This window comes from Pseudomonas sp. A2 (assembly GCF_023100865.1).
Classification (GTDB): domain Bacteria; phylum Pseudomonadota; class Gammaproteobacteria; order Pseudomonadales; family Pseudomonadaceae; genus Aquipseudomonas; species Aquipseudomonas asiatica.
Genome location: NZ_CP039127.1, coordinates 2,645,391 through 2,658,342, shown reverse-complemented (window position 1 = coordinate 2,658,342; position 12,952 = coordinate 2,645,391). Strand labels below are relative to the sequence as shown.

General features: G+C 63.6%; 13 protein-coding genes. 9 read left to right on the top strand and 4 right to left on the bottom strand.

The genetic code is table 11. The features are described 5' to 3' along the window. The first annotated feature begins 1 nt into the window (after nt 1). The 6 genes from E5221_RS12310 to E5221_RS12285 all read left to right on the top strand — a co-directional run bounded on the left by E5221_RS12310 (nt 2) and on the right by E5221_RS12285 (nt 5,317). Nucleotides 2-1,195, top strand: a complete 1,194-nt coding sequence (locus tag E5221_RS12310) for an ABC transporter substrate-binding protein (protein WP_247847557.1) — start codon at nt 2-4, stop codon at nt 1,193-1,195. A gap of 31 nt (nt 1,196-1,226) precedes the next feature. Beyond that, nucleotides 1,227-2,216: a YVTN family beta-propeller repeat protein gene (locus tag E5221_RS12305; RefSeq protein WP_061550776.1), complete on the top strand. Its 990-nt coding sequence runs from the start codon at nt 1,227-1,229 to the stop codon at nt 2,214-2,216. Continuing rightward, entirely contained in the window at nt 2,213-2,953 is a 741-nt protein-coding gene (locus E5221_RS12300) for an ABC transporter ATP-binding protein (RefSeq protein WP_013972168.1), read from the top strand. Before E5221_RS12305 ends, E5221_RS12300 begins: the two co-directional genes overlap by 4 nt. Continuing rightward, complete coding sequence (locus E5221_RS12295) at nt 2,950-3,741, top strand: ABC transporter permease (protein ID WP_013972167.1); 792 nt, start codon at nt 2,950-2,952, stop codon at nt 3,739-3,741. Before E5221_RS12300 ends, E5221_RS12295 begins: the two co-directional genes overlap by 4 nt. A 292-nt stretch (nt 3,742-4,033) precedes the next feature. Beyond that, complete coding sequence (locus E5221_RS12290; RefSeq protein WP_247847556.1) at nt 4,034-4,594, top strand: PQQ-dependent catabolism-associated CXXCW motif protein; 561 nt, start codon at nt 4,034-4,036, stop codon at nt 4,592-4,594. 57 nt (nt 4,595-4,651) lie between these two features. Continuing rightward, complete coding sequence (locus E5221_RS12285) at nt 4,652-5,317, top strand: response regulator transcription factor (RefSeq protein WP_013972165.1); 666 nt, start codon at nt 4,652-4,654, stop codon at nt 5,315-5,317. Nucleotides 5,318-5,488: 171 nt separating this feature from the next. On the opposite strand, the gene E5221_RS12280 is transcribed toward E5221_RS12285, so the two are convergent. From E5221_RS12280 to E5221_RS12265, 4 genes are all read right to left on the bottom strand, one after another. Next, nucleotides 5,489-7,384 (bottom strand): NahK/ErcS family hybrid sensor histidine kinase/response regulator, encoded by a 1,896-nt coding sequence (locus E5221_RS12280; RefSeq protein WP_247847555.1) that lies wholly within the window; start codon nt 7,382-7,384, stop codon nt 5,489-5,491. Beyond that, nucleotides 7,353-8,516: a nitric oxide-sensing protein NosP gene (gene nosP, locus E5221_RS12275; RefSeq protein WP_013972164.1), complete on the bottom strand. Its 1,164-nt coding sequence runs from the start codon at nt 8,514-8,516 to the stop codon at nt 7,353-7,355. The genes E5221_RS12280 and nosP overlap by 32 nt, the downstream gene beginning before the upstream one ends. A gap of 269 nt (nt 8,517-8,785) precedes the next feature. Next, a complete protein-coding gene (locus E5221_RS12270; RefSeq protein ID WP_247847554.1) occupies nt 8,786-9,970 on the bottom strand; it encodes a porin in 1,185 nt (394 codons plus the stop codon). Between the two features lie 217 nt (nt 9,971-10,187). Further along, a complete protein-coding gene (locus E5221_RS12265; RefSeq protein WP_247847553.1) occupies nt 10,188-11,075 on the bottom strand; it encodes a MerR family transcriptional regulator in 888 nt (295 codons plus the stop codon). A gap of 154 nt (nt 11,076-11,229) precedes the next feature. Here E5221_RS12265 and E5221_RS12260 point away from each other — a divergent pair, with 154 nt between their 5' ends. The 3 genes from E5221_RS12260 (at nt 11,230) to E5221_RS12250 (ending at nt 12,950) form a co-directional block, all read left to right on the top strand. Continuing rightward, entirely contained in the window at nt 11,230-11,676 is a 447-nt protein-coding gene (locus tag E5221_RS12260; RefSeq protein WP_003257626.1) for a PAS domain S-box protein, read from the top strand. A 102-nt stretch (nt 11,677-11,778) separates the two neighbouring features. Continuing rightward, nucleotides 11,779-12,201 carry a nuclear transport factor 2 family protein gene (locus E5221_RS12255; protein WP_015270038.1) on the top strand — a complete coding sequence of 141 codons (423 nt, stop codon included), beginning with the start codon at nt 11,779-11,781 and terminating at the stop codon, nt 12,199-12,201. After that, on the top strand, nt 12,198-12,950 hold the full coding sequence (locus E5221_RS12250; protein WP_013972160.1) for an SDR family NAD(P)-dependent oxidoreductase: 753 nt from the start codon (nt 12,198-12,200) through the stop codon (nt 12,948-12,950). Before E5221_RS12255 ends, E5221_RS12250 begins: the two co-directional genes overlap by 4 nt. The last annotated feature ends 2 nt before the right edge of the window (nt 12,951-12,952 follow it).

Here is a 12,952-nt window from a genome sequence, read left to right as displayed (position 1 = left end):
TATGCGCCTGCCTGCCCACCTTGCCATGACCTGCCTGCTGGCCCTGGCCGCGACGCTTTCTGCAAGCCCGGCACCCGCCGCGCAGGCCCCGGGCGGGGAACCGTTGCAAGTGCGCATCGGCTATCTCGGCTATCGCCCCGATCCCGGCCCGCTGCTGTCCAACATCATTCCCGAACCCACCGATGCCGGGCTGCAGGGCGCCGAACTGGCGATTGTCGACAGCAACAGCAGCGGGCGTTTTCTCAAACAGGAATTCCATCTGGCCAATGCCACGGTCGAAAGCCCCGAAGCCCTGCTGCAGGCTGCCAAGGCCCAGCATGACCAGGGCCTGCGGCTGTTCGTGGTAAATGCCCCCGCCGCCAGCCTGCGCGCGCTATCTGCCGCCCTGCCCGACAGCCTGCTGTTCAACGCCGGCAGCCCGGACGACAGCCTGCGCAGCAGCCAGTGCCTGGGCAATGTGCTGCACAGCCTGCCCAGCCGCGCCATGCTGGCCGATGCCCTGGCGCAGTTCCTGGTAATGCGCAAATGGCAACGGGCGCTGTTGGTCGTCGGCCAGACCGACGATGACCGGGCCTATGCGGCGGCCCTGCGCCGCGCCATGAAGCGCTTCGGCATGCAGCTGGTCGCGGAGAAAGCCTGGACATTCGCCAACGACCAGCGCCGCAGCGCCCAGGCCGACATGCCGCTGTTCACCCAAACCGCCGAGTACGACGTGGTGCTGGTGGCTGACGAACGCGGCGACTTCGGCGAGTACCTGCCTTACCAGACCTGGTATCCGCGGCCGGTAGCCGGCACCCAGGGCCTGACCCCCACCGGCTGGCACAAGACCGTTGAAACCTTCGGCGCGGCGCAGTTGCAAAAGCGCTTCGAAGCCCAGGCCCGGCGCTGGATGAACGACCGCGACTTCGCCGCCTGGATGGCCGTGCGCAGCGTCGCCAGCGCAGTGAGCAAACTGCGCCAGGCCGAGCCCCGCGCCCTGCAGCAACTGCTGCTCAGCGAGCAGTTGCCGCTGGACGGCTTCAAGGGCCGCAAGCTCAGCTACCGCCCGTGGAACGGCGAGCTGCGCCAGCCGATCCCGCTGGTGCAGCCGCGGGCCCTGGTCAGTACCTCGCCGCAGGAGGGCTTCCTGCACCCGTTCAACGAAATGGACAGCCTGGGCTACGACAGGCCCGAAGTGACCTGCGGCTACCCCTGACCCGATAACCACAACAAAAAAGGATTTCGCCATGCGTCGCTTCCCTTTTCACCGGGCACTGCTTTACCCCAGCCTGCTGTCGGGCGCCCTGGCCCTTGCCAGCGGGCACGTCGTGGCCGCCACCGCCTGGGTATCGAACGAGAAGGACAACAGCATCAGCCTGATCGACATGCAGACCCTGCAAGTCACCGAGACCCTGCCAGTGGGCCAGCGCCCGCGCGGCCTGCTGCTGTCCCACGACAACACGCTGCTGTACATCTGCGCCAGCGATTCGGACCGGGTGCAAGTGATGGATGTGGCCACCCGCAAGATCATCAAGGAACTGCCCTCCGGCAAGGACCCCGAGCAGTTCGCCCTGCACCCCAACGACCGCTGGTTGTATGTGTCCAACGAGGACGACGCGCTGGTGACGGTAATCGATACCCAGACCGACAAGGTGCTCGGGCAGATCGACGTCGGCATCGAGCCCGAAGGCATGGCGGTGAGCCCGGATGGCAAATGGGCAGTCAACACCAGCGAAACCACCAACATGCTGCACTGGATCGACACCAGCACCCAGACGCTGGCGGAAAGCACCCCGGTGGACCAGCGGCCGCGCTTCGTCGAGTTCAGCCAGGACGGCTCGCGGCTGTGGGCCTCGGCAGAAATCGGCGGCACGGTGACCATCCTCGACGTGGCCAGCCGCCAGGTGCTGAAAACCCTGAACTTCCAGATCAAGGGCGTGCACCCGGACAAGGTCCAGCCGGTAGGCATCAAGCTCAGCGCCGATGGCAAGTACGCGTTCGTCGCCCTGGGCCCGGCCAACCATGTGGCGGTGGTCGATGCCAAGACCTACGAAGTACTCGACTACCTGCTGGTGGGCCGGCGGGTCTGGCAATTGGCGTTCACTCCGGACCAGAGCCAGTTGCTGGCCACCAACGGGGTCAGTGGCGACGTTTCGGTGATCGATGCAAAAAACCTCAAGGTGCTCAAGTCGGTGAAGGTCGGCCGCTACCCCTGGGGCGTGGTGGTGACGCCATGAATACCCTCGAAGTCAGTGACGTGAGCTTTGCCTACGGCCAGCGCGAGGCGCTCAGGCAAGTCGGCTTCAGCCTGGCGCCCGGGCGCTTTGCCGCCTTGCTGGGCCCCAATGGCGCCGGCAAGTCGACCTTGATCGCCCTGCTCACCCGCTTGTACGACCTGCAGCATGGCGACATCCGCGTGTGCGGCTGCTCGCTGCGCAACGCCACACGCCCGGCCTTGCGCCAGCTGGGCGTGGTGTTCCAGCAAAGCACCCTCGACCTGGACCTGAGCGTGGAGCAGAACCTGCGCTACCACGCCTCGCTGCACGGCCTGTCGCGGCGCCAGGGCAATGTTCGGGTCGATGCCGAGTTGGCCCGCCAGGGCCTCGATGAGCGGCGGCGCGAACCGGTCCGGGCGCTGAACATCGGCCATCGGCGCCGGGTGGAGATTGCCCGCGCGCTGCTGCATGAGCCGCGTTTGCTGTTGCTCGACGAGGCCAGCGTCGGCCTCGACCCGGCCAGCCGCCTGGCGCTCAACCAGCACCTGCGGCTGCTGTGCCGCGAGCAGCGCCTCAGTGTGCTGTGGACCACCCATCTGCTGGACGAAGTGCAGCCCAGCGATGACCTGCTGATCCTGCATCAAGGGCGCCTGGTGGCCAGCGGCACGGCCGATGCCCTGAGCCTGGAGCACGGCGGTGACCTCGACCATGCCTTTGCCCGCCTGACCAGCGCCCCCACAGGAGCCAATGCCCGATGAACGCTTACTGGCAGTGCTTCAACGGCATTCTCCTGCGCGAATGCCTGCGTTTCGTCCTGCAACGCACCCGTTTTCTCAGCGCCCTGGTGCGCCCGCTGCTGTGGCTGCTGGTGTTCGCCGCCGGCTTTCGCGCGGCCCTGGGCATTGCGATCATCGAGCCCTACGACACCTACATCCCCTACGAGGTGTACATCATTCCGGGCCTTGCCTGCATGATCCTGCTGTTCAACGGCATGCAGGGCTCGCTGTCGATGGTCTATGACCGGGAGATGGGCAGCATGCGAGTGTTGCTGACCAGCCCGTTGCCGCGGCCCTTCCTGCTCGGCAGCAAGCTGCTGGCGACCTCGTTGATCTCCCTGCTGCAGGTGTACGCCTTCCTTGCCATCGCCTGGTTGTATGGCGTGCAGCCACCGGCTGCGGGCCTGTTGCTGGCGCTGCCGGCGTTGTTGCTGGTGGCGCTGATGCTCAGCGCCCTGGGCCTGTTGCTATCGAATGCGATTCGTCAGCTGGAGAACTTTGCCGGGGTGATGAACTTCGTGATATTCCCGCTGTTCTTCCTGTCCTCGGCGCTTTACCCGTTGTGGAAGATGCGCGAGGCCAGCCAGTGGCTGTACTGGCTGTGTGCAGTGAACCCGTTCACCCATGCCGTGGAGCTGGTGCGTTTTGCCTTGTATGAGCGCTTCAACCCGCTGGCGCTGGCGGTATGCCTGGGGCTGACCGTGCTGTTCACCCTACTGGCGATCCTCACCTTCAACCCCCAGCATGCGGCGCTGCGCAAGCCGCGCTGATTGGCAGCTGTCTCCCTCCGGCCCCTTCGCCGAACCCGTTGAAGGAACACGGTCCGTGTGGGAGCGGGTTCACCCGCGAAGAAGGCGACGCGGTGCATGGCACCGGCTTCGCCGGTGTTCGCGGGTAAACCCGCTCCCACAGGGATCGCGCATGCATTCAGATATTGGGCAGGATCAGGCCAGAGGCGCCCGGCTTTCTACTACTTTGGTACTGCCTTTGCTGTCTGATCGTCGCATTCACAATGCACCGCCACTGGCATGTAATGGGCCTATAACAAAAAGGACAACCCCCATGCCACGTGCCCTGCCCCGGCTGCCACGCCCATTGCTGGCGGCGCTTTCCCTGAGCCTGACGCTAGGCGCTGCCCAGGCCGATACCACGCCGCTATTCTCTGTCGACGGCTACCGCACCACCCTCTACCGCAGCCCGACCCCACAGCAGGTCGAGGGCGGCCAGGTCATCGACACCGCCATGCTGCAAGGCCTGCTGGGGCACACCCCCAAGCCGGTGCTGATCGACGTGTATCGCCGCCAATGGCTGCAAGGCCGCTTCATCGAAGATGAACCCCACGCCAACATCCCCGGCAGCCGCTGGCTGGCCAACACCGGCGACGGCGAGCTGAGCCCGGCGTGGCACGATTACTTCGTGCGTAACCTGCAACTAGCCACCGCCGGGCGCACGGAGCAACCGCTGGTCTTTTACTGTCGCTCCGATTGCTGGTTAAGCTGGAACGCGGTAAAACGCGCGAAAGCCCTGGGCTATAAGTATCTGTATTGGTACCGCGATGGCCTGGACGCCTGGCAACAGGCCAACCTGCCGCTGCAGCCAGCGCAGCCGGAACCCTTCCCCTGAATTCATCGCCTGCAAACGCGTGCCCGCTCCATCCAATAAAAACGAGGTGAAAAGGCCATGTACAAAATTCTGATTGCCGACGATCACCCCCTGTTTCGCGAAGCCATCCACAACGTTATCAGCGATGGCTTCCAGGGCAGCGAAGTCATGGAAACTGCCGACCTGGACAGCGCCCTGGCGCTGACCCACGAACATGACGACCTCGACCTGATCCTGCTCGACCTGAACATGCCCGGCATGCATGGCCTCAATGGCCTGATCACCCTGCGCAACGAGGCACCGACGACGCCGGTGGTGATCGTCTCGGCCGAGCAGGAAAAGCAGATCGTGCTGCAGGCCATCACTTATGGCGCGGTGGGCTTCATCACCAAGTCCTCGCCACGTTCACAAATGATCGAAGCGATCGAGCAGATCCTCAACGGCAATGTTTACCTGCCGCCCGACATCATCCGAGCCCAGAAAAGCAGCACCAGCCGGCGCCTGAACGATGCCCCGAGCTTCCCGCCGGAGATGCTCCAGGCCCTGACCCGCAAGCAGCTGCTGGTGCTCGAGCGTATGACCAAGGGCGAGTCGAACAAACAGATCGCCTACACCCTGGATATCGCCGAGACCACGGTCAAGGCCCACGTTTCGGCGATCCTGCGCAAGCTCAACGTGCACAACCGGGTGCAGGCCATCCTCAGTGCCGGTGATATCGATTTCGGTGATTACCTGCGGCGTTGATCTGTCCCTGCTCATTTTCCAAGGCTACCTCATTGCCCTGTAGGAGCAGCCTTGTGCTGCGAAGAGGCCGGCAAGGCAAAAATCTTCTCTAGCAGTAATGGACTCTTCGCAGCGCAAGGCTGCTCCTACAGGTACTGAGCAGCCTTTGGGTCCGATTGTCTGGCATCACGGCTAGCCCTGGCTGCCCAGCAAATGGCTCATCGCCGCCTTAAGCTTCATCGGCCGCACCGGCTTGTGCATCAGGGTGTGGCCCTGCTCGCGGATCTGTTGCTTGAGCTCGTTGCTGTAGTTGGCGGTGATCATCATCGCCGGCAAGGGCTGGGTACGGCGGGCATTGATCCGCGCCACGGCGTCGACGCCATTGCAGTCGTTGTCCAGGTGGTAGTCGGCGATCAGCAGGTCGGCCTCGGCATGGTAGTTGTCCACCTGGCGCGCAAGGTCTTCCTCCGACAGCGCGGTGACCACCCGGCAGCCCCACCCCTCCAGCAGGGTACGCATGCCGGCGCAAATCGCCGCATCGTTATCCAGTACCCACACCCGCGCCCCGCGCACGCGTTCGAGCATCGGCTCGCTGATTGCCTGGCTCGGCTGGGCCTTGGGCGCGGTGGTGCTCAGCGGCACTTCGACCGCGAATACCGAGCCTTTGCCAAGCCATGACCGCACCCGAATCCGGTGGCCAAGAATGCCGGCGATCTTTTCCACGATCGCCAGGCCCAGGCCCAAGCCACGGTCCTGGTCCGGACGCTGCACATCACCGCGCCTGAACTCCTGGAACATTTCTTCCAGGTGCTCTTCGGCGATACCGATCCCGCTGTCCCATACTTCGATCCGCAAGCCGCCACGCTGGCGCCGGCAGCCCAGCACCACGCGCCCACTGCGGGTATAGCGAATGGCATTGCTGAGCAGGTTGCGCAGGATCCGCGCCAGCAGCTGGATGTCACTGCGCACCACGGCGGAACAGCCCACGAAATGCAGTTCAAGCCCTTCGCTGCGCGCCACCTGGGCGTATTCGGCAGCGAGGTTGTCCATCAGTTCGCGCAGGGCGAACGGGGCGACATCGGCCTTGATCACGCCAGCATCGAGCTTGGAAATATCCACCAGGGTACCTAGCAGGTTCTCCACATCCTCCAGCGAGTTGCTGACATTACGCACCAAATGGGCACTGTTGTGCGGCTCGCGGTGTTCGAGCAAGGCGCTGGTGAACAGCCGCGCCGCGTTCAGTGGCTGCAGCAAGTCATGGCTGACGGCGGCAAGGAACTTGGTTTTCGACAGGTTGGCCTGCTCGGCCTCGCGCTTGGCCTCGCGCAGGCGCGATTCCACCCGGCTGCGCTCCTCGATTTCGCGCAGCAGCTGCTCGTTGAGGCTGGTCAGCTCGGCCGTGCGCTCGCGTACCCGTTGCTCCAGGTGCTGATACGCCTGGTGCAGCGCCTGTGCGGTATTGCGTCGCTCGGTGATGTCGCGGATCAACACGAAGATGCCCACCACTTCGCCATTGGCCAGGCGGTTCGGCACGTAGGAGCGCAGCATGTAGCGTTCCTGGCCGTTGATGTTGGTTTCGGCAAATTCGAAGGTTACGCTCTCCCCCGCCAGCGCCCGCGCCACGTAGGCCTCCAGGCGCTGGTAATGCTGCTCGCTGTGGGCTTCGCGCAGGCTCTGGCCCAGCATCACGCCGCGAGGCCAGCAATACCATTCTTCATAGACCTTGTTGGTGAATTCGTAGACCAGGTCGGCATTCAGGTAAGCGATCAGCGCCGGCACATGGTCGGTGATCAGGCGAATCTGGTGCTGGTGTGCCGTCTCGGCCCGCTGCCGGGCCTCGCTGAGCAGGTGGTTGACGGCCTTGAGCTCGGCCATGGCCTGGTTCAGCGCTTCGGTGCGTTCGCGCACCTGCTCGGCCAGCACCACCGAATGCTGAAACGCGGCATAAGGGTCGTTGCCACGCGTGACGCCGGACTCGATACGCTCGATCAGGGCGCCGTTGATACGCTGCAGCTTGTGGTTCTGGTGCTGCAGCCGGGCGACCTCGGCCTGCAGTTCAGCGACCGACAGGAGGCCGGTTGCGTGCAATGGCGACTCCGGTGAAGGTCTGGTTGATGTGCATGCCATCGAACTGTTCTCCGTAGGTGTTGAAGCCGATCACCCGCTGCTCGCGCAGGAACGCACCGACCGCTTCCAGCCCGTCCCGGGCTTCCAGCTCCAGCCGCCGCAGGAAGCAATCGCAACCGATGGTCAGCAGCAGCGGGCCGAGGCGCTGCTGCAAGCCGTCGAACAACTGGTGCAGGTTCGGCAACAGCGGGCCCGGGGTCATGGCGGTAAGCACGATGCCGTTTTCAACAGCGCAGTAGAAACTCAGGCTCAGGTCCGGGTGCACCTGCTGTATCGCCCGCACGTAATACTGGTCGTGGATGCGCACGGCCAGCGGATGGGCAGCGAACACACGATGATCGAGCTCGGCCACCGGCACGCCGATGTGCCGGGCGTATTCCTCGGCAGCTGGCTCGGCATTCAGTTCGAAGACCCGGCGCTGGGCACTGTCGGCGCCGGTGACCACCAGCTTTTCCTGGCGCGGCAGGATGTGGTGGGTGGTGAACACTTCGAAGTCGAGCCAGGTATTGACCAGCACCACCACCGCCGCGCCGTGGTGGAACGCGCCGCCGAAATACACATGGGTGCGGGTCAGGTAGTTGTCGTCGCCGGCCGAGCCGCCGAAATGCGGGATGTCGCCCAGGGCCGCACTGAGGGCGGCAAGCACCATTTCCTCACGGCTGGACAAGCCGTCGAGCAGGGTCAGGGCAAAGCTGTGGCCCTTGATCGGCGCCAGGTTATTGCTGCGGCAGGTGCCGACCAGGCGCTCGACCATCTGCTGGGCGTCGATCAGGCTGAAGCGCTCCATTTCGTCGATCAGCTCGGTGGCGATGGAAAAGTGCCGATGATCGAACCCCACTGCCGTTATGCAGTTGCGGCCATAGCCCTGCGGGGTGATTTCCCCGGCGCTGGTGCAACCGACCAGGCGGATGCCGCCAAAGCCCTGCTCCAGGGCTTCGCCCAGGGCCTGCAGGTCGTATTCGGCGGAGCAGAAGAACAGCACGAAGCCCAGGTGCGGGTGCAGCAACTGCGCCGCCAGCTCCTGGGCTGCCTGCCGGGCGTCGGTTGCCTGGGACATGGCGCTGACCACACCGTCGTTGTGAGCCTGCTGCATCGTGGTCTCCGGCGCGGGGTGGCTGAGTGATGAGTGTACGAAGGCGATCATCGAGGACGAATGCTACTTGGGTAGCGGGTGGGCGGTTCCATGGACGTAATTTCACCGGCATGCGCGGGACCATGTAGGAGCGGCCTTGTGTCGCGAAAGGGCTGCAAAGCAGCCCCAGCAATTTGTGCATCGCTGCTGAAATCCTGGGGCCGCTTTGCGGCCCTTTCGCGACACAAGGCCGCTCCTACAATTGACCGTGTTGCCCGGCCTGGCAAGGCTTACCAGGTCAACACCGCCCCCACCGCAAAGGTATCGGTGTCTTCGTTCGGGTCACTGGTTTCATGGCCGTCGATGGAAAACTGGTTGTACTCGGCAACCAGCTTGAGGTTGTCGTTGACGTCATGGAACAGCGCCACGCCACGGGTTTCATAATCCGCACCACTGCCCACCGCGCCGTTGCCATCGTCCTTGGTCTTGCCATACGACAGCGCCACCCGGTTCTTGCCGACCTTGTAGGAGCCCTGCAGCAGGTAGCCGTCGCTGTCGACATTGCGCAAGGTCGGTTCGCCAGCGTTGTTGGTGAAGAACGGGTTGATGCCCTTGGCCTGGAACCCCGAGCCGGTCAGCGACAGCCCTCCCATCTTCGCCTGCACACCGTAGCCGACACCTTTGGAGGTGACCGACTGCACCGCCGGGTCGGTGTTGTCGGAGGTCTGGTAGCTGCCGTTGAGCCAGCTGTAGATCTGCGCCCCACCCAGGTCGAACTGGTAGGTGATCTCGCTTTCGGTACGCGGGTTTTCCTGGTAGGCCTTGCCGGTCGGGCTGCTGTCGTTGGTGTCCACCGGGTCCATGATGCCCACCGCCACCCGCAGGCCGTCCATCACTGGGGTGCGATAGGTGATCTGCGAGGTAGGGAACGGGTACGGGTAGCCGCTACCGATGTTGCCGAACGAGACCCCGCCGCCGTCAACCAGCCCCAGGGTGTCACTGACCTGGCCATAACCGGCCAGCAGTTCGTCGAGCAGGATATTGGAACGGGCGAACAGCCCGAAGTCCTTGCCGATCAGCACCTCACCCCACTCGGGGTTGGCCACGGTGCCGTAGAACTGGCGCACGTCGATGGCGGTGTCGGTGCCGTTGGTTTCGCTGTCGTTGATGGTCACCCAGAACGAGGCTCGCGCGCCGAGCTTCAGGTCATCCACCTGCTTGCCCATGTTGAAGCCCAGGTAGTTGGGCAGAAAGCCCATCTTCACCCGTGACTGGCGGCGATCGAACTGCTCGCCCTGCCGATCGACATCGCTGTTGACGTAGAAGGCGTTGATATAGCCGTCGGTGGAAAACGTCGTCTGGTCCTTGTCGTACAGCATGATCTCGGCCTGGGCCAGGCTGCTCAGGCAAAGGGTCGACAGGCTGACGGTAACAGCCGCCAGCAAACGTGGGGACAGATTCTTATTGTTGTACATGGCGCGCTCCGAAACGGGGACGGGATGTCGGAGGCGATTATCAGAAGCTGGCAAACAGCCAGAAACGCTGCCTTGGAGGGGGCTGCCAGGTGCTTTGGGCCTGCGCGCGCGGCGTGATGATTCCGGCCCAGGACCGGGTTACGCCCAGAGGCAAGACTTCTGGCGTAACCCACAGGAGCAGGCGAGGATCAGTACGGCAGACTACGGCGGGCCCCTGTCAAAGGTCCAGGGCACCACTGAGCAAGGCGTTCAGCATGGGTGCGAGGTCAGCGCGCTGCTCGTCCAGCAGACACAGCGGGAGGCCTTGCCAGGCTGGTTGTAAATCGGCCAATCCCTCGCCAATCAAGGCCAGCGGACAAACGATTGCCATTTGCAGCGAACGCAGCCGCCTGGCCAAGGCAGGGTCCACCGGCACCTGGACCTTGATCACCACTGCTGCGGGCTGCATTGCTGCACACAGCATGGGTATTTCTTCCAGCGGCTGCCCGCAACCGAGCACTTCGATGCGTTGCTGCTCGCTGCTCAACAGCAGCCCGGTGCACAACACCTGCAGTTCGGCTTGCCCCTCGGTGCCTGCCAGCAGCACGCGCGGTGCATCGGCCTGGTTCATCTGCAGGCGCATCAGCAGGCGGGCGCGCAGGAACATGTCCAGAAACAGCCATTGGCTACGCTGGCCCGGCGCAATGCCTGAGGCCAGGCCATGCCAGACCGGCATCAGCACCTCACGCAGCACGGTGGCCTTGGGCAGGACGGTGAACAACTGCCCATGGATGCTTTCCAGCGCTTGTGTATCGAATGCCTTGGTTGCACGCTCCACGGCAGCGCGCCAGTCGTCGAACGCCGAGTGCTGCTGCACCGGCGCATCCGGCTGGCCTGCGAGCATGCCGCCTACCTTGCTGATGGGCACCCCATTGCCGGTCCAGCGCAAGATGTCGCGTATGCGTTGGACATCGCGAGCGCTATAAAGGCGATGGCCGCCCTCGGTGCGCTGCGGGCTTATCAACCCATGGCGCCGCTCCCATGCCCGCAAGGTCACCGGATTGATGCCGGTCAGGCTGACCACATCGCGCATGGGTAGCAAATCGGCTGGGGTGGCGTCAGTCATGATGAGGGTTTATCTGGGGGGTGGCACATTCTAAACCCATATGCACCTTCTGCGGCGAGCCTCCTTGGGTCATCATGCAACAAACGGCGCCGAGGCCTTCTGCACGCAGGCCAGGCTGCGCACTTCGCATCCTAAATGCCTGTAGGTGGGCCCCATGATCAACGCGAAACTCATGCAACTGATGGTCGAGCATTCCAACGATGGCATCGTCGTCGCAGAGCAGGAGGGCGACGACAGCATCCTTATCTACGTCAACCCCGCCTTCGAGCGCCTGACCGGCTATCGCGCCGAGGACATCCTGTATCAGGACTGCCGTTTTCTGCAGGGCGACGATCATGACCAGGCCGGCCTTGCCAACATCCGCGAGGCGATCCGTGGAGGCCTGCCGTGCTGCCAGGTGCTGCGCAATTACCGCAAGGACGGGAGCTTGTTCTGGAACGAGTTGTCCGTCACGCCGGTGTACAACGAGGCAGACCAGTTGACGTACTACATCGGCATCCAGCGCGATGTCACAGCGCAGATTTTCGCTGAGGAGAAGCTACGCGAGCTGGAGGCGGAGGTGGCTGAATTGCGCCGACAACTGGGCCAGGCTGAGCGCTGAACAAAACCTATACAAGATCGTTGACTTGTATAGATTTACGCTTAGACTTCAGATATACCTGTACAACAAGCCATTTCTGTACAGGATTTCCTGGAGTCCAGCATGTCAGCGTATCTGCAGCAATTCGCCGAGCACTTCAGCAGACTCGACGGGGGCAACCTCGGCACCCTTGAAAAGCTGTACAGCGACGATGTCACTTTTCGCGATCCGTTGCATCAGATCCAGGGGCTGCGGGCTCTGCGAACCTATTTCGCGCAGTTGTACGCCAACGCTCACGACATTCGCTATGCCTTTTCCAGCATCGACGAAGTGATGCCCGGGCAAGGTTACCTGCGCTGGACCCTGCAGTTTCGCCACCCACGCCTGGCCCGCGGTCAGCAGATCAGCTTGCAAGGATGCAGTTACCTGCAATGGCATGACCGGGTCCATTTTCACCAGGACTATTTCGACGCAGCAGCCCTGCTCTACGAACATGTTCCGGTCATGGGCGGTGCGATTCGATGGCTCAAAGGGCGGATGGCATGAGCCGCTGCTGGCTGACAGGCGCAAGCAGCGGTATCGGTGCCGCACTTGCACAATGCCTGCTGGAGCAAGGCCACCAGGTCGCATTGGGCGCACGACATGCAGATCGTCTCGCCCCGTTGGCTGAACGTTTTCCCGGGCAGGTGCTGCTGGCCATTGGCGACCTGGACGACCCCGTACAGGTCGCCGGGATCGCAACCCGTATCGAGCAGGCCTGGGGAGCGCTGGACAGGGTAATCCTCAATGCAGGCACCTGCGAGTACCTGGAGCCGGACCATTTCGACCCTGCCTTGGTCGAGCGTGTGGTCCGTACCAATTTCCTTGCTGTCAGCTACTGCCTGGCAGCGGCCCTGCCCTTGCTTCGCGCCGGTCAACGCCCTCATCTGGTGGTCATGGGCAGTTCGGTGACCTGGCTGGCCTTGCCCCGTGCCGGCGCCTATGGCGCGTCCAAGGCAGCCGTGCGTTATCTGGTGGAATCGCAGCGCATCGACCTGGCCCGCGAAGGCATCGCCGTCACCCTCGTCAACCCGGGCTTTGTCGACACGCCATTGACCCGTCGCAACGATTTCCCCATGCCGCAGCTGTGGTCGGCGCAGCGCGCAGCCAGCCATATTGCCAAACGCCTTCCCGAGCGCCCGCTGGAAATCAACTTCCCCCGGCTTTTCATCCTGGTATTGCGCCTGCTTGGCGCACTGCCCGCGCGCCTGCGCCTGGGGCTTGGGCAACGCCTTGCCCGTCATGAACAGGAATGATG